This is a genomic window from Blautia glucerasea, assembly GCF_013304385.1.
Lineage (GTDB): Bacteria > Bacillota > Clostridia > Lachnospirales > Lachnospiraceae > Blautia_A > Blautia_A ammoniilytica.
On record NZ_JAAITU010000013.1, the window covers coordinates 43,317 to 62,376 of the forward strand.

The window sequence follows — 19,060 nt, forward strand, 5'->3', positions numbered from 1 at the left end:
AAATACAAATAAAAGTGGGTCAGTTTATGCTTTTTTAGAAATGGATCTGCTTGCTACAGAGCCACATAACAGGGAGGAATGAAATGAAGCAGACACAGGAAAAAGAGAAAAATTCTCTTGGACATAAGATACTTACAGGCATTGGCATTATATTATGCGTGATCTTGATTCCTATATTGGTGATCAACTGTACACTGATCATCAAAAGTTATACGAATAAAGATCAGGTTCCCAGTATCAGCGGGATTTTTCCTATGATAATACTTACTGACAGTATGTATCCGGAGTTTGAATCCGTCGATCTGATCATTTGCAATACAGCTGAGCCGGAGGAAATTAAGGTCGGTGATGTGATCTGTTTTTATGATCCGGCAGGAAATGGCACTGCCACAGTTACCCATCGTGTTCAGGAAGTTGTTACAGATGATGAAGGCAATCTGGCATGGATCACCAAGGGTGATGCCAATAATACAGAGGATCTGCCTACCGTTCCAGCAAAAAATCTGATCGGTGTATATAAGACCCGCTTGAAAGGACTTGGCAATGTGGCCGTGTTCATGCAGACTACCCAGGGCCTGATCATTTGTGTGATCTGCCCGATCATCTTTCTGGTGGCTTATGATGTGATTCGTCGCCGGGCATATGAAAAGTCCAAGAAGAAGGATACAGACGCACTTCTTGCTGAGTTGGAAGCACTTCGTGCGGAAAAAGAGAAAAACAATTCAAAGGATATTTGATTCCGGGATGCCACATCGGAATTAGATATAAATTAAATCCTGTTCCGGAAGGTGAGGAATGGTCTTGACCGTTCCGGCATTATCGGAATGGCGAACCGCCTGTTCTGTGGAACGGCGAGGAGCATTCCTGACAACCGGGAACGCGAGAAAGAAGGGAGAAAAAAGAACTATGAGAAAAAACAAAATGATGCGTGCTGCATCCGGTCTTCTGGTTGCAGTTCTTCTGAGCACATGTGCAATCTCCGGTACTTTTGCGAAGTATACTACTTCTGTAAGCAGTAGTGACAAAGCAAGGGTTGCAACTTGGGGCTTTACTCAGACGTCCATTAGCCTTACAGATTTGTTCAAGACAACATATGATAAAAATGTGCTGGGTACTGCTGACGTGATTGCACCAGGTACAACAAATTCAGCAACATTTACATTTAAATATGATGGACAGGAAACAGCTCCAGAAGTTGCATACACTTTTAAAGTAGACACCACTGGAAGTACAATTGCTGAAGATATTAAGAACAATCCCAATATTGTATGGCAATTAGACAATGGACCAGAGGGAGATTGGGATACATTGCTTGCCAATATTAAGAATTTGTCAGGTGATGCTACTGGAGAAAAGACATATCAGCCTGGACAGCTGCCAACTGGTTTTACAGCTGCTGATGATGTACATACAATTACATGGAATTGGAAGTTTGAGACAGAAGGAACTGGCATGAATGCTCAGGATGTAAAAGATACCGCTATGGGCAACAAGGTTAAACTTGATGAAGTTACCCTGAAGATCACCGTTACTGCAACCCAGATCGACTAATCCATCTGCCTGCATTAGTAACAATGCGAAAGTGATTCCTACCAGAGAATCCTCTTCCCAGTGGCAGGGAAGAGGGGCTTCTGGTTTTTCAAAGAAGGAGAGACATCTGCTTTTTTGAAAAGCCAAAAGCTACAGGAAAGAGAATAGATAACATAGCAGATAACACATAACAGATAATAACAGATACCATACAGAAGCAGCAATAAATCTGAAATAATAACAGAAACCACATAGAATGATCCGGGAACAGGAGGAAGGGACAATATGCCGGAGAGACAATTACAGAGAATAAAATTACATAATCAGGAGCGAATCCTCTGGCCTGCAGTTATTTTACTGGCAGTGATGGTGATCGCCACAGCAGCTCTGGTTGGCACCTATCTATTTCCTTTTATCAGAAAGAGCGATTGTGAGATCAGCCTGTACCAAGGACAGACTTATTCTGAAAAGCAGCAGCTGTCAAAGAATAAAGCAACCACAGGCAGCAGTACCGGAACTTCATCTGGCAGTATGACCGGCAGCGGTGCAGGAACGACTGTGGGAAATACCACTACAGGGAGCACATCTGCAGGCAATAACTCTACCGGCAGCACAGCAGGCAATGCAAATGCTGGTCTTCAGGTTTCAGATGACCAACAGATCTGGAGCACGGATACCTCCATTGATCTTTTTCATATCCGATATACCAATGGATACGGAGAGATTTCTGTGCAAGGGGAAAACGGTGATAAGATCGTAGCACCTGGTACAGATGGACAATATACCTTTTCCCTGAAAAACACAGGGAGCAAAGAAGCTGACTATAAGGTCTGGATAGAGGCAGGTACAAGCTCAGGAGATATAGATTTTCCGGTGCTTACAAAAATGAAGAATACAGACGGATGGCTTCTTGGAAGTGATGATACATGGGAAAATGCAGAAGACCTGAACGGTGTATCTGCCCAGGGACAGATGGAAGCTGGGAAAAGCCAGGATTACACCATTTACTGGCAGTGGCCGTTTGAGCAGGAGGAAGATGAAAGGGATACAGCTCTTGGAAATCTTAATGATGGACAGAAACTTACCTATACAGTTACCATCCACACACAGGTTTCTATGGATACAGACAGCGGCGCAGCAGACAGAAGCCAGGGCACAGCCATAAACTCAGTTAAGACAGGCGACTATACACCGGTTATAAGGTGGATCCTGATCCTGACGGCAGCTGCAGCAGTGTTTGGCATGGGATTGTACTTTATATATAAAAGGAAGAAAGAACAGGACAGATCATGAAAAATGCAAAAAGAAAGACAAGTCCGGTTCTGAGAAGGATCCTGCTTGCGGTGATTGGTCTGATCCTGGGAGTGAATGTGTATTTTGCAAATGCATCCGGGATCGGAGGCAATCATCTGCCAATGCCCTTTGGCTATGGGATCGCCAATGTGCTTTCTGGCAGTATGGAACCTACGTTTTCCAAAGGAGCCTTGCTTTTAGTAAAAGAAGAAAAACAGACAGAACCAGGACAGATCGTTGTATATCAGTCAGGTCAGGAGCTGATCGTCCATCGTGTGATCCGGATCGAGGGAAATCTGGTGACTACAAAGGGCGATGCCAATGAAGCTGCAGATCCGGTTTTTGATGCAAGCCAGATCAAAGGAGTGGTGGTGGGCTGGATCCCCTTTCTTGGAAGCTTGGTCAGTTTTTTGAAAACACCGGTGGGGATCATTTTGCTGCTGATATGTGCAGTGCTCTTGATGGAAGGCTCTTTCAGAAAGCAGAAGGTATCAGATGACCGACAGCTGGAAGGAATCAAGGAAGAGATCCGCAGGCTGAAAGAAGAGATGAACCAGGGCGAAACAATAAAGACAGAGAACACACAGGAATCCAAGAACAGAAAGGAGAGAGAAGATGGAGAAGGAAAACAGAATCAGTAGCCGGATCTATCAGGCTGTGGCAGTACTTTTGTGTCTGGTCATGCTTTCTCTCTGGATGCTGGGAAATGTATATGCCAGGTATACAACGGAAAGTTCCGGAGGCGATACCGCCAGGGTGGCGGCTTTTGTGTTTCAGCTTGCAGATGGCAATGGGAGCCAGATGATCGATCTGAAAAAAGTGCAAAAGCCAGGAGATACCTGTGAATACCATTTTACAGTAAGTAACGAGAAAGACAGCAAAGTGAATGAGGTCACTACGGAATATACCATCGGGCTGGAGCTGACAGGCAGCATGCCCCTTGAATGCAAAGTAACAGAAGTGGATCCTGAAGAATCCGGGATCAGCAAAGAAATGTGCAAGGTAAAAAGTTTTGGGGACCATGCAGTTCTGGTTCAGGAATCAGCTGCAGTTACCTTTGCACCGGCAGAAGCGTTGGAAAAGAATTATGTGTTAAGTGTAAGCTGGCCCAGTAAAGAAGCAGATGCAAAATACGCAAATACAAGCGGTACATCCTTGCTTGTATTAAATGTGAATGCAAAGCAGACAGACTAGAAGAGAGCGGTGAAGATTCAAAATGATGAAAAGAGAGATCAATACAAGCCGGACAGGCAATCATAAGAAAAGAAACAGATTCGGGAAGAAATGGCTGTGGCTGTTCCTTCTATTGGTTCTTGTGGGTATTCTGGCAGGAGGGGTTCTGGCCAGATACCGAGCAGATAATCAGAAACAGGAAGAAATGAAGTCATCCGATTTTCATATAACCTCCGATCTTTTGGAAGAAGAAGGAGCCTTCTATGATGTAACAGACTGGAGATCCGGAATTGACATTCTTCTATATAATTACGAAAAAGAGAATGTTGCCCTTATTGCAGGGGACGACATCAGCTATACAGTAAACGTGGATGGAAAATGGGTATGTAGTGATCCTAATAAAGGCGTTTTCAAAAAGAGTAAAGACCGCACATCCCAGACCATTCATCTTACTCCTGGTACAGATGTAAAGAAGGGTGATAAAGTAACCATTACTGTAAATGTTACAGCACCTTATAAGAAAACACTTTCAGCTACTTTTAAGGTCGTATCGGAGGGCATCCCATCTTATACAGTAAAGGATCAGTCAGATGGATCTGTACTTCTTACCATCTTGACCAATGACTACAGTGGAAATATTACAGTCAAATGGCAGACCGGGCAGCTGGATCCTGACAGCACCAACCAAGATATGGCAAATTGGTCAGATGCATCCGGACAGGGGATTCTTAAAGCAGAAGATAATACTACATATCAATTGCTGTTTTTCAAGAATATTACAGATAACTTTACAGAACGATCCGGCATGGGGACTGAGATCAATCTGACAAAATAAAACGAGGAGGGAAAAGGCTTGAACAGAAAAGACAGAAAAATGAACAAATTAATAAGTATCCTCCTCGCATTTGCAATGATCATGCAGAGTGTTTCAGGAACGGTTGTACTGGCTGATGATACCCAGCCGGAAGTCCTGGAAAGTACTCAGGTCATGGATGTGGAAGATACAGAAGAACCGGAGGAGGTACAGCTGCCTCAGGAAGAACAGCCCCAGGAAACTGAGGGGCAGGATGCGTCTGCAAAAGAAGAGACAGATGCTTCTGCATCCGGGGAAACAGAGATATCTGGAGAAACCGAAATATCTGGAAAAACACCGATTTCCCAGGAAACACAGATAGCAGAAGAAGGCCAGACAGAGGAGATTTTTACAGATCATCCAATGGCTGATCCGATGCCTGCTGCAGAGGAAGGACTTACAGAAATTAATTTAAGTACAGTATCTGTGGAACAGGTTTATCTTCTCACCAATGCACAGTTTGTTTCTACTTCTGCAGGCGACATTTTGACAGGCACTGGAAACGGATACCGCCTTACCGGAAGCGGACAGGATGCAGGTACAAGAACCGTTTATGTGGGTGACAACACATACAATGGAAATCCTTATTCCGGACAGCAGGATATTTCCGTGGACCTTGCTGGTACAGGAAGTGAACTGTCTGTTTTGCAGATCAATCCCATTGCAAAAGGAGATGGGGGATTTGGCTCCGTCAGGCTTTCAGTAAGTAAAAGCTCCAGGATCGGCACTTTAAAACTGATGGAAAATGCACAGGCTGTGTTGACCCTTTCTGATGTTTTGGAGATCGGGAATATGGAACTGGCAGCAGGCAGCAGTCTGACTATCCAGGCTGGCAGCTATTCATTTACTGTAACAGGAAGTACCACAGGCAGCGGATCCATTGCCCTTTTTGGAAGCAGCCTGGTATTTCATGATCTGGATGCCGGCTCCATTACACTGGATAATGCAGTAATGGATGCCTCAGACTGCAAAGTGGCAGCAACAGACCATCTGATTGTAAATAGCAGTACAGTGCAGAACGCCTCTCTTCTTGGATTTGAAGAAGATGTAACCGGTGCAAAGACTGTGTCCTTTACAGGAAGCGGAAATGCACTTCATAATATAGGAGCTGTTGGAACTACTGAAAATGGAACAGCCAATGTGTCCATCACAGGTGCAGAGACAATTTCCAATGCTTCTGATACTAATTTTATCTGTGATTATGGAATTACTTATTTACATGATAAGGCTGAGCTTACAAAGGAAGACACATGGCCGGATACCTATCGTGTAAAGTATACCGGAACCATCAGCGGCACAGGAGAGATGATCGGATTTCACCAGGCATCCGGTACTTATGTTGGGACAGCAGATCAGATCCAGCTGCCTGTATATGTACAGAAAGGCTATACCTGCAAAGGCTGGACCTGCGGAGAGGATAGTACAGTTAATACGGTGCTACCTGCCGGATATGCCAGCAACCTTACCTTAAATGCAAAGATGGAACCAGCATCGGTAACAGTAAGTGTAGACCTGGGCTATATTCCGGATGAAAACAGCAATGATGACTACCAGACCCTGAATCAAGTGACTACATATGAGAATCGTGTCTGGGGAGATGTGTTAGCACTACCTGCACCTTATCGGTTTGGATACAAGTTCCAGGGATGGAAGATCCTGCCTGGTGATGAAAACAGTGCACTTATTAAGGACAGTTATACAGTATCTTTGGAGGATGCTACAGAATCGGAAGATGGTACTTTTTCTATAGCGCTTACGGCCGTATGGACAGCAGATCACTTTCCTATAAGATTCCTGATCTCCAGTAATGTAGATCTGACCAAACTGAAGGTTCAGACAGATGATACTACAATTTATGATTCGGTTTCTGCTTTTGCACAATCCAATTCATATGTGATTTGGGATGAGGCCAATCATCTGCTGCAATTTGACGATTTTGTATATGGGGAAAAGCTGTCCGATTATCTTGCGGGAATCGGTCTTTCACAGCTGCCGATATTATTGGATCAGAGGGAAGGAGCAGAGAAACAGGAGTTTGCAGGCTGGTCTACACCTTCAGGAGCAATGCTTTTAGAAGACATGACCTTCTCTGCGGGAAGCATCCTGGATAATAAAGGAGAAGGGGAGTCCCTTGCTCACTATGAAGCCAAGATCATAAGTACCCCGATACTGCTTACAAGCTTATGGGGAACCGGCCAGTATAAGCTGACTGTGGATGTGGTTGATGGATGGGAGCTTCTGGTGAATGGTCAGGTTCAGACACCTAATGGCTCTGAAAAGACCATGACCATTTCTGTTACAACCGGCAGTGAACTGGTTTGGAGATGCAGCGCGACAAATCCGCTGAATTTCTGCAGGTGGACATTTACGGAAGGCTTTTTGCCAGAGGAAACCACCTATGATTCAGGTGCCAGTTATCTCACATGGAAGGCTGTGATGCCTTACAGAAATATTAAGGCAAGCTATACGTCTGATCTTTCCTCTTTATATGTGGATCTGTCTGTAAGCAAGATCACTTTTGAAGAGAAGGTGACGATGCCTAATGGCCGTACAGTGGATGGCTTCTGGTATACGCAGGTGATGACCCCTTCTGAATATGATGGCATGAAAGTAAATGCCTTAAGCCCTGCATTTCAGGCAGACGCTTCTTATGCAGGCCATCAGGACGAGTATTTCTATGTCTGGGATTATACAGATTCATTCTGTATTACAAGTAAAAATAAGGAAACTCAGAATCAGCTGACTCTTGTATCAGCCATGACCATTACCCTGAAAGACTGTAAGATGATTGCCACAGATGCTTACAGGGATCAGGCAGCAGGAACAAAGCTGGGCGGGATCGAACTGGAGAATCTGTCTGACGATCAGGGAAAAAGTATGAGTCAGACTCTTGCAAATACAGATCTTACCCAGTATGCCAATGTGGTTCTGGATACAGATAAAACCAATCAGTATACGGTTTATTTGAATCTGAAAGGCGATAACAATGTGATCGCTGATATTTCCACTTCAGGATTTCATGCGGAGGCAAAATTCGGAGGAACCGTCTATGTACAGGGAATTGATACTGGAAACAGTAAAGCTGTACTGGGAACGATTTTCGGCGATTTTAGCTGCACGATTCAGAAGCTGGACGTAACTGCTTATGAGAAGGAAAATCCATTTCGTTATCTTACCTATACCTCACGGGTTGGATCGGTGAATTTCAACCAATCCAGTATTCAGGCAAAAGACAGGACTATATTCACCTACAGCATGTATATGAACGTGGCAGACAGTCAGTTATATGTAAGAGAAGCACGTGGATATTATTATGGCATAAACATAAGCGGTGCCAGCTATGCTCACATTTATGGGGATGTTTTGTCCAACCGTCACTCCATGTCTGTTAAGGGTTCTTCTTCTGTGGTTATTGATGGAAACGTATTGACCACAAATCAGGATCAGTATGCTTCCGGTGATATTAATACCAGTGGATATGTGATCGTAAAGGGTACCGTGTATGATGCATCCAATACCAGATTCACCAATGGAACAGTAATTTGTAATACACTGATCGTTGGTTCTTATATTACCACAAATGGATCTGCACGGCTGGTCACCAACCTGATCACCACCAATACCTATTCAAACATCCGATATGATAAAGAGACAAGCAGGTATTATCCATCTCTAAACAGTAGTGATAGTCGTATTTATTCTATTGCACAGGCAAATCAGAACGAGGATGATTATCCCTTCAGGGTATTCTCTTCCAGTGTTGCTACCACAAGAACCTATAGTTTTGGAGGAGCCTCTACCAGGATTTATCTGTTCGGTTATTATAAAACCACAGCTGTAGGCGGAGTGGATTATTACAATCTCTCTATTACATCTATGGATCAGGAGAACCCGGTTCGGGAGTATGTGCTTCAGTGCCTGGATGACAATGGGGATTTGAGATCTCAGGTTTCACTTGATGATACGGCTTTGCAAAATGGGGTAAAAGCAGCTTCCGGTTATGCAAACAATGAATGTGTGATGCTTGGAAACAGTACTTATATACCAGGCACAAACACACCAAGGTTTGTTGCTTTTTCCGGGGCACAGGTTTATGCAGCCGGCAATCTTACATTCTTTAATGAAACCACAGTATCTGATGGCTTGATCTGGTGCGACGGAAGCTTTGGTACAAAAAGTGATCTTACAGTTTCAGGCGGACAGGTAACGGCAAAAACCGTAGGAAATGTGTATCATCTGAATACGGTTTATGCAGACGGCACCAGGCGCTGGAAAAAAACACTTATTACCGGCGGTACCGTGAATGCAGATGAGATCGGAGCAAGAGCCAGCCATGGAACGAAAGGAAGCATTCAGCGAAGCCTGGTAGAAATCACCGGTGGCACGATCCAGGGTAAAACAACCCAGGGCACAACAACTGTTCAAAGTGATGAATATATTAATTATATTTATGATAATACAGATTTTCCAGAGGCTTCCAATAGATTTGCATCCATGCCGGATAATGTTCGTTTAGCTGCACAGGATACGGATGGAACTACAAAAAGCTGGCTCACAGATCCGATCAGCTTTAAACCGCCAGTTGCAGCCGATGGAACTACAGGATCCTGGCAATTTGGTTCTCTTTCCGGACCAGAGACAACAGGCATTGATGCAGATGGATTTTTACTTCCTGAAAGCACTAATATTAATGTTAGTCAGAAAGATCAGCTTCTGTTATATGCTGCAAAAGATAAGTATAATCTGACTAAGGTTTATGGTACAGATCTGTATACTTTGACGGCGAAAGGTGATGATGCTGTATTTACATCTAATACCATGACGGATATTTCAAATCTGCAGCAGATTGAAGTAAAGACGGCATCAGTATCCGGAGGCACTGAGATCACCCTTACGGTACAGTCTGAGCTATATCGTACACGGACTGTGGTGTGGTATATTGATGGAAATGGCCAGTATCACAATGCACTTGCAGGAAAAAACTGGCAGGGGAACAGTATCACCTTTGATATGCCAAAGGGAAATACCTATATCTATGTGGTGGATGATGTACATGCCCTACCATTGGATCTATGGGTCAGCAGCTACAGCTTTGACAGCAATGGATTTGTAACTCAGCTTGTGGATGTAGACAGTTCCGGAAAACTGACTGCCACGGATGCGGATAAAAGATTTACTTATTCCGGAAATTATAGGATCGTGCAGTCTAATCTGAAAAATGACCAGATAAAAGATCCTGATAAGGCAGCTCTTACGGGTGTAAATGCAGCAGATATGACAGGCAATCGGATCCGTTTTGCATCAGATTTTAATAATCAGACCATTTCCGATAATCAGATCATATTGTCCAGGATCTATCAAAAATGTCAGGACGATCAGTTTGGAGTTTTGGTGGAAGGCTCATCAGATGGAAGCCAGGGTGGAAATGTAAAGCTTCAGTTGGATGGGAAAATTGCTCTTTTCCGTTTCAAGCTGAAAGATCCTTCTTCCCTTACGCTTGCCGGGATGAATGGCACAGGTAAAGATGTGCTGTATTTTAACCGTGCACAGACCAATTCGCCTTCTGATTATTTGATCAATGCCGGGACGATCGCAGGAAAACCTGGAAATCTGACACTTGAGGATCTTAAGCTTAATTATAAATCCGGTTATGGTGGATATCTGCTGTATGGAACACAAAAAGGCGGTTCCCTTACCACAAAAGACTGTACGTTCTACAGTAAAGCATGGGGAGACAGCACCGGGTTTGCAAGGAAGGTTGAAGACATAAAGATCCAGGGAAGTAACATTGATATTACCACCGGATATTCCTATACCACTGAATTGTTTTCCGGTTGTGGGAATGTGACAGTCAGTGATAATAGTAAGATTCAGTGGAAATCCATTGGAAGTGAAAGTACTGGAGGTTATCCTTTTGATTATGGAATTAGCGGCACCTTAACGGTTGACGATTCGGAAATTGTTACGAATTTTGAGCCATCAGCTGACACAAGAACCCATACCATCAATGATTACGAAACAAGTAAGGCCAAAGAAGTGATTCTTAAAAACGGCGCTAAGTATACGGCAGACAGTCGCCTTTGGTTTACCAAGGTACAGGTTCTTACGAATGCTGTTTTAACAGTAAAGTCTTTCGGAAGTGAAGAAAGCTATTTCTTTTCCAAGGATATTCTGGTGGATGGCGGTACCGTTAAAGCAGATTATGTAGTTGTCAGTGGATTCTATTCGCCTCAAAGCAGCGGCTCTTCTTACTGTGCTTCCACAAAGGCTGTACTGGATCAAAGAATCAGTAAGCAGACCAACGTAATCAATGGAAATGATTTCCCTGGCCTTGTGATCAAGTCTGGTACTGTAAATGCCAGGAAATTTGCAGGTGGTGACTGGAACGGAAAGGTTACAGTATCCGGTGGAACGTTAAATACGGCAGCAGTAGGTACATCCGGTTATTTGTACGGCTTTATACAGCAGCTTCCTGCAAACAAGCTGGACTACGTATATAAGTATCCCATCTATGATTACAGCAATTATCAACAGTCTTCTGCAGTAACCATAAATGGTGGCACTGTGAATATTGAAGATGGAGGCTATTTGGGCGGCGCCAATACCACGGTTCAGTTTTCTGGCGGACAGGTGAATCTGGGAGAAAATGCTGTGCTTGGTATGAACCAGTCGCAGACAAAGGCTCTTTCCGATTATTACTCAGCAAAAGGGGATAGTATTAGAAATCACGTACCTGCAAGCAAACTCCAGATCGCAGGAGGCAGCGTAGCTATGGCAGATGCTGCTGCCACAGGCAGTATATGTGCGCCCTATGGTCAGATCCAGATTTCAGGCAATGACACCAGCATTAAAACCGCTAAGATCAGTGCAGACTATGGGACTGTTGAGATTAAAGAAGCTAAGAATGCATTTGATAATCCATATCAGGGCAATGAGCCAAGTAGATACAAAAGCAGTTATATTGGTGTGTGGGTAACAGATTCTCTGTCAGCCCAGAACCTGACTATTACAGAGGGAGCCCAGGTCTATGCACCAAATGCTTATGCTCAGATTACAGATGGACAGGGACGGCTGAGGGTTCAGGAGGCAGGCCTTTATTCTGCAGCTTATGGGGAAAAAGGTATTTCTAGAGCTGAGGATGACAAGCAGTACAATGACAGATCCGGTGCTAAGGATCAGACCGTATTTGGCACCCATCTTGTATCTATTACATATGTGCTGAATCCACAGGGAATCCTTCTGGATGCTGATGAAAAGCTTGTGAATAATGAAAATCCTGAGAACTATACATCCACTGCAACAGATCAGCAGCTTCCTCTTAAGGACGGGTTCTGTGAAGGCTATTATTTCAGAGGCTGGTACAACAATCCGGAGTGTACAGGAAGTCCTTCCACCCAGGTTAATACTACAGTTGCAAATGACTTTACCCTGTATGCAAAGTGGGAAAAGGTCAAGGTGAAATTCCAGCTGAGGATGGATGAGAGCAGTGCTGCCGGGTATTATAATGAAGCAGAATTTGCAGGCAACAGTCATTGGCAAAAGGCAGAGGACGGCAATTCCTATGTGTCTTCTGAAATGGCTTATGTTACATATGGGGACAGGATCCTTACCGCCTCCGGTGTAAACCTGATTAATTATTCCACCAATACCCTTGGCGTGACGGAGGTGAAGATCCAGGAGGACGGCTACACAGGAGATAAGTCCATTAGTGCCATCAGCACTGTGACAAAGGCACTGGCAGAATATTACAAAACAAAGGATACAAACGGGGATGGCACGGCAGTGATCATTCTTCATGTACATTTGGTACAGAAGAGATATGCAACGGTGATCTTCGATCTGAATCAGAAAAACGGCAGACCTGTGGATGCATCATTTACTACAGGGGTTTCTGCTATCCGGGAAAATGTTGGAGTAGATAAAACACTTGGAACAATTCCGGCGTTTACAGATGCAAGTGTAACACAAGGAAACAGTGAAGGTCTGGTACAGGCAGCATCCAAAGGCTATACCTTCTTTGGCTGGAATACAGATAAAGATGCTACAAAGGACAGCGCTGAGGGATGGGTAAATAAAGACAGCATTTTCACTGCCAATACTACCATCTATGCCATCTGGCAGGTGAATACCTATAAGGTACAGTTTTTAGCAGGAGAGGGCAGCTGGGTTACTGCAGGTCAGCAGGCACCATCTGCAGGTCAGCCACCAATCACTTCGCTGGAATGCTACTGGGTATATGATACGCCGGTAACAGAGGCAAACAGCTTCTGGTATCAAGATGCACAGGGAAATCGTTACATGACAGAACTTCCTTATGCATGGAAAGAAGGAAGCACCTTTGATAATGAAAACGGATGGTTTTATTCGTATAAAGAGAATGGAACAACTGTAAAAGAAAAGATTTCTTCTGCCCAGGCCTTAAGTGCACTGCTGATCCGCACTCTGGATGTAACTCTTGGTTCTCCGGACGGAACCCCGGATCAGATAGCGCTAAGCGTTACAGCGGAATATACGCCGGTAAATGTAACCTATGACCTGAATGGCGGACACTGGACAGACAATACACAGGCAAGTACCCAGAATCCGGCATACGGAGCTCCTCTTGCCGGTTATCATACAGAAGCAGCAGATAACACTACACAGGTGCTGGAAAGTACTACCGGTGAGAATGGGATTACTTATCGTGTACTTGGAACTACAGCAGCATATTACAATACTAACAAGCAGTATGCAGCTGCAGACTACAGAACACTGCTTTCCAGAAAGGGCTATACCTTCCTTGGATGGTACACCAGCCTGGAAGATGCTGCAAAAGCAGAGGCAAACCCTTCCAAAGTATCTTCTGTAGGAACAACGCCAAGGTTTACAGATGTGAATCTGTATGCTGCATGGAAAGCCAATACCTATCAGGTGGATCTGTACAGCAAGGATACCAGCAAAACCTATCATTACACCTACTTTAATCGGGTGAATCCTGTAACAAGGATATCCGTAACCGTTGGCCAGACCATAGATTCTAGTATCTGGCCCAGCAGGGACGGAAACTGGTATGCATATAACAGCAGCACAACAGGAACACCGGAGGAAAACGCCAAAAGATTTTTCCTGGGAGGAACCTTTGCCGCACTGGATCCTGGAACTACAGACCAGGCAATTGCTGCAGGGTATAAAACCTATCAGAATTATGCAGAGGCTGTAACTGCAATATCCAATAGCGGAACCCTGTACCAGGCAGGAAGTTCTTTGTTCTTCCTGCCTGAGGATGATGCTTATTCCAAAGACATTGCCGCAAATTATGGAAGCAGTTATTCTGTGCCGGATTATCCGGACGGATCCACTATTTCCATGTACGCAGTTTACAGGGAAAGATCCCTTGTATTCGTGGAACGATATATTGATCCTGCCGGCCAGGAACAGCAGACCATCAAATACAGCGGTCCCTGGAATGTATGGTCTGATTATCCTACAAAGTACGGTACTGCAGGAAATTCACAAGTGACAAAACAGGGATACTCCCTTGTTGGTTGGTATGTAAACGGTCCTACTACAACTGCAGAAATATATCCTTCCACAAAAGAAGAGTACGATGCTAAAAGTGAGTCCTTTAAACAAGTAGCTAAGCAGCTTGGAACCTACGACATTATGGTTTACACTGTCTATGCAGCACAGGTAAACAGGAATGTGACCATGAATTCTAAAACAGATCCGGTTACTTCAGATCTGACAGTGGATTCCTATACACTGCCTGCAAGTATGCAAAATGGCAGAGTTACCATGAGCCTGACCATGGGATCGGCTGCACTTCAGCTGGTATCCAAAGAAGTGATGGAAGCCCATGCTTATGACCGCACCTGGACAACCGATGGCAAGCAGTACAGCGCAGAGAATACAGCGGCACTGCTTGTGACCCTTAGTAAAGGTACAGACACAAAGACTCTGGATCTGTCAAAAGCAGTAAATGGCACCCTGGACTTTGAAAAAGAAATCGAAGCAGGATGGCAGGTTACTCTGACCCTATATCACTCAAAGGTGATATCTGCAGATCATACCTACATCTTTGATCTTAAGATGAACTTTGCAAGCAGCGGATCCGGCGAAAACACGCTGAAGGATCAGTTCATCAATAACCATGTATCTGTACGGCTTCAGCCAACTATTTATACGGTGAATTATTCTGTACAGCTTCCGGAAAAAGCAGGACTGCTTACGATAGGAAGCTGGGGAGACTTTACACAGCCGGATGATACAGATGCAGTGGAAGTGACCAGACAGGTGAAACAGGCATACGGAAGCGACCTGATCAGCAATCTGATCCAGATCGAAGGCTATAAGCCTGCATCTGATCTGTGGATCTATGGGAATGGTACGACTGCTTACAAAAAAGCAGATATGCAGGTGTCTGCAGCAAATAACGGCCAGATCGATGTAGCGCTTTCTTATCAGGCAAAGACCTGGCGCTTGACAGCAGATGCAGATACCTTAAAATACTGGACCATTACATACGGTGACGGTGTAGGAAGCAACGCTATGACAGAACTTACCAGTGCAGGCGCTGATGTGAAATATCACTCTGATATTCACTTTACACCAAAGGGCACTGGCTATGATTTCGCACCGGAATTTGTAACGATTACCCGTACACCGGATGGCCAGGGCAGCTTGCAGTATAAGCTTCCTGATTATGCACAGAAAGCAGCAGATGGAAGCAGCTATGGGGTGCAGATGAATGCAGCAGCCCTTGATGCCACTTATGTAACCGTGATGACCATGTATTTGGAAGAAGGAACCATTACCCTTGCACCGGATAAATATACCCAGGAAAGAGCCGAGGGCACAGTGACAAAGACCTGGCCGGGCACTTATGTGGTTCTCCAGAACAGGCAGAACAGCGGAGCAAATGCAACAGCAAACCGTCTGATCATTGATGGAAATCTGGAGGGCAGGGAGATTGCTCTTGGAAACCTGAATATCAGCTCCAATAATTCTGTGGAACTGAAAACAAATACAAAAGCAGCCCTTACACTGGACTATGATGGACAGGCATCTGCCCTTACAGGAAAGAATATTCTGGTACCTGGTGGCTCTGTTGTACAGCTGAAAGGAAGTAGTACAGCTCACGGAACCATTACATTAACACCAGGGGTTGGTGATGCGGCCATTGGAGGCACAGCAGCACAGCCGGCAAACGGAAGGATTGCCTTGACCGATCTGGATATATCCTTAAATATGCCAGCAGGCTCTTCTGCCTCCGGCATCGGTGCAGCCTCTGATGGAACAGGTGCAGGAAACATCAGTATTACTGACTGTACCATGAAAGTAAAGGAAGGCTCTGATACGGATGTTTACTCCGGCGCATGGATCGGCGGCAAGGATGTACATATGGTGGATCTGAAAAATGTTACACTGTCAAAGATTGAAACCACTCATATGGCAGGCCCATCCATTACAAAAGGAAAGCATGTTACCATTGATTCCTGTAAGCTTGGAAGCGCAGACAGCAGTCTGACAGATCCGGTTTACGGAGAAGATATACTGACGATCACAAATTCTGAGATCTACCTGAACCTTCAGGATAATATTTCAGGAAAAGAAATATCTGCACCTGTGGGAAGCAGCAGTACTGGCAGCGTAACAGTGACCGATTCAAAAGTAAAAGCAATCTGCACCGGTCATGGTATTAATGGTATTTCTGATCTGTATACCGGCATCCTGTACATAAAGGATGCAGTGTCAGACGTAAATGTGGATGGTACCCAGATCCTGGAAATGACCAACGGATCCGTCACGATAGACGGAAACAGCTACACTCAGGCAGAAAATTCTCATGCTGCCGACAATGCAAGAAAAGATTATCTGCTGATCCAGGAAGGCACAAAGACTGCTGCACCTGATCTTACTGTTTCGCAGATCACCAGTACCCTGGAAGTGCGGACACCGAAAAATACAGCAAACACATCTGTGGATGTTGGGGATCTTGCAATTAACACAGATACACAGCTTCAGCTAAAAGGCATGCTCACTGTAAGCAAAACAGCAACAGTGTCAGCTAATACTGCAATCACAGCAACCGCTGATGCTGATGCAGGCATCACCTTTACAGGTGGGAACACCATATTTGCAAATGCAGATGGTTCTTCTTATACACAGGAAGGCGGTGTATTAAAAGCAAGTGGTGCACCTGCTGCAACAGGAGACTTTGGTGACGGAACTATGGATATCACCCTGAAAGGTGTAACCACAACCGTAACGAACCTGTATGCAAATGACCTGACCATTCAGGGCGGCAGCGTGGCAGCTTCCACAGGCAGTATTGGAAGCAAGCCAGCACACGGCCAGGTGACTACAGTAACCCTGACAGGTACTACAGTCACCGCATCAAAGATCGGTGCACTTGGAGCTTATGGAGATACCTTCACTAAAGTGACAGAGACAAACAGCAGCTTGTCCGGCACTCTTGTACAGGATCATTACAGGATCACCTATGATGTAAAGGGGACAGGATTTAATACAGACAAACTTGAAAAAGTACTCCGCACGGAACAGAATTATACGGAAGGTGGCGCTGTAGGCGCAATCACCATCACACCAGTTGATGGTGTACCTGGAAAACCGGAAAATGATAAGTCAAATATTTTTGCCGGCTGGTATATCAACCAGAATGGAAAGCGTACTGCCCTTGTAAAAGAAGGGGAACCACTTCCGGCAGGACTTACTGACAGCACAACTCTTTTAGGAACAACCATTAACAAAGCGGACACAAAGGATGTTTCTGATAATGCAGATGGCACAAAAACACTGACTGTACATGTATGGCTACTGGCAACAGGAACCACATCCATAAAAGAAGGCCGTGTATTTGCAGACTTTACAGATGGGAAAGCATTTGTAAACATCCAGACCAATCAGGCTTGGACTACGCGTCTTACAAGCACAGGCACATCCATCCAGGGACGAGATTACATGGCATCATTCAGTTCGGCTCTTCCGGCAGGAACAAAGCTGACACTCACTGTTCCAAAGACAGCGGACAGTGCAGGACAGTATTACTACTACACAGTTCCTGATGGCGGCATATCCAGCGTAAAGTTCTCACAGTTTACTGTGATGGGCGGAACCACAAAATTCCAGACCAAGGTTTACACTGACAATGCACCTGAACAGGAAGTATTCCTTCTGTCCGCAGACTTTGCCGGAACAAAGATTACGCAAAACAGCAGCAGAAACGTAACATTCACCCTGCTTCCAGACTCTGAAGGAACATCATCCATCAACATGGGAACAAAGGTAAGCTACAGCTACACCTCTGTAACACAAGGCACTGTAACAGCTAGGGTGGACAGTGCTGGCGGCCGGACAACGATTAAGGCAAGTGTTAGTGTGTTGCCCGCTGATTCGGCAAACCTGACAGGACAGAACCTGTACCTGATGGCAGAACTGAAAACAGAAAGCGGAGGAGATGTATCCGTATCCTACAGGACAAAAGCCAAATGGAACCAACTGGAAGGCATATGGATCAGCAAAGACAAAGTGCTGTTCCCTGTATCAGAAGCCACAAGTAGTCAGACAGTGACCTTTACAGACCTGCCTGGCGGAACCTACACCATAAAATGGTGTCTTGTATACGGCAAGGACCCAAGAGGAAACATCGCAGGAAACAAAGTCAGCAACACAGCAAGCATTACATACACCAACACCGTTCTCGCAGACCGGCCACTGCTGGATGTAGTACTGAATCCTAAAGTTGACTCCTACGTGATCCCACAAGGCACCCAGACGAAGCTTCAGTTCCACCTGGAAACATCCTGCAATCAAAGTGAGACAGACAAAGTAGTTTCAATCACTATTGAAAAGCAGGGTACACTGTGTAACTTTACACCTGTTGATAAAGACAGCACTGACTTTGTGGTATGGGAAGGTACACTTACCCATCAGGCAACTACATCTATAAGAGAGGATGCTGTTACATTCACATCAGCTGTTGCAGCAGGAACCTACAGGATCTGCTTCTCCATGGATCCTGACTCAACAGAAGACAATGTATACTTTACATTTATTGTAAAATAAGATTTTGATGTTAAAACACCAAACGAAATGCCGCACAGCTAGACGTATACAGCTGTGCGGCGTTTTCGTCCCCTTTTTACTGCAATCCGAATGCCACACCCACCCAGGAAAATTTCAGGTTGTTTTTTGCCCCCAAAATTGGTATGA

Annotated in this window: 7 protein-coding genes; all 7 read left to right on the forward strand. The window is 44.8% G+C overall.

Going from position 1 to position 19,060, the window contains the following annotated elements; translation table 11 throughout:
• Positions 1-83 precede the first annotated feature (83 nt).
• The 7 genes from G5B11_RS07135 to G5B11_RS07165 all read left to right on the forward strand — a co-directional run bounded on the left by G5B11_RS07135 (position 84) and on the right by G5B11_RS07165 (position 18,913).
• Entirely contained in the window at positions 84-737 is a 654-nt protein-coding gene (locus G5B11_RS07135; protein ID WP_173727373.1) for a signal peptidase I, read from the forward strand.
• Between the two features lie 169 nt (positions 738-906).
• Positions 907-1,551: a hypothetical protein gene (locus G5B11_RS07140; RefSeq protein WP_173727374.1), complete on the forward strand. Its 645-nt coding sequence runs from the start codon at positions 907-909 to the stop codon at positions 1,549-1,551.
• 264 nt (positions 1,552-1,815) lie between these two features.
• Positions 1,816-2,823 carry a hypothetical protein gene (locus G5B11_RS07145; protein WP_173727375.1) on the forward strand — a complete coding sequence of 336 codons (1,008 nt, stop codon included), beginning with the start codon at positions 1,816-1,818 and terminating at the stop codon, positions 2,821-2,823.
• Positions 2,820-3,464 carry a signal peptidase I gene (locus G5B11_RS07150; RefSeq protein WP_173727376.1) on the forward strand — a complete coding sequence of 215 codons (645 nt, stop codon included), beginning with the start codon at positions 2,820-2,822 and terminating at the stop codon, positions 3,462-3,464. The genes G5B11_RS07145 and G5B11_RS07150 overlap by 4 nt, the downstream gene beginning before the upstream one ends.
• On the forward strand, positions 3,439-4,017 hold the full coding sequence (locus tag G5B11_RS07155; protein ID WP_173727377.1) for a hypothetical protein: 579 nt from the start codon (positions 3,439-3,441) through the stop codon (positions 4,015-4,017). Before G5B11_RS07150 ends, G5B11_RS07155 begins: the two co-directional genes overlap by 26 nt.
• 22 nt (positions 4,018-4,039) lie before the next feature.
• Entirely contained in the window at positions 4,040-4,831 is a 792-nt protein-coding gene (locus G5B11_RS07160) for a hypothetical protein (protein ID WP_173727378.1), read from the forward strand.
• 18 nt (positions 4,832-4,849) lie between these two features.
• Positions 4,850-18,913, forward strand: a complete 14,064-nt coding sequence (locus G5B11_RS07165) for an InlB B-repeat-containing protein (protein ID WP_173727379.1) — start codon at positions 4,850-4,852, stop codon at positions 18,911-18,913.
• Positions 18,914-19,060 lie beyond the last annotated feature (147 nt).

Coding starts and splice junctions, on each gene's coding strand:
- G5B11_RS07160 (WP_173727378.1), top strand. CDS start 4,040: ATGATGAAAAGAGAGATCAATACAAGCCGGACAGGCAATCATAAGAAA.
- G5B11_RS07140 (WP_173727374.1), top strand. CDS start 907: ATGAGAAAAAACAAAATGATGCGTGCTGCATCCGGTCTTCTGGTTGCA.
- G5B11_RS07150 (WP_173727376.1), top strand. CDS start 2,820: ATGAAAAATGCAAAAAGAAAGACAAGTCCGGTTCTGAGAAGGATCCTG.
- G5B11_RS07135 (WP_173727373.1), top strand. CDS start 84: ATGAAGCAGACACAGGAAAAAGAGAAAAATTCTCTTGGACATAAGATA.
- G5B11_RS07145 (WP_173727375.1), top strand. CDS start 1,816: ATGCCGGAGAGACAATTACAGAGAATAAAATTACATAATCAGGAGCGA.
- G5B11_RS07155 (WP_173727377.1), top strand. CDS start 3,439: ATGGAGAAGGAAAACAGAATCAGTAGCCGGATCTATCAGGCTGTGGCA.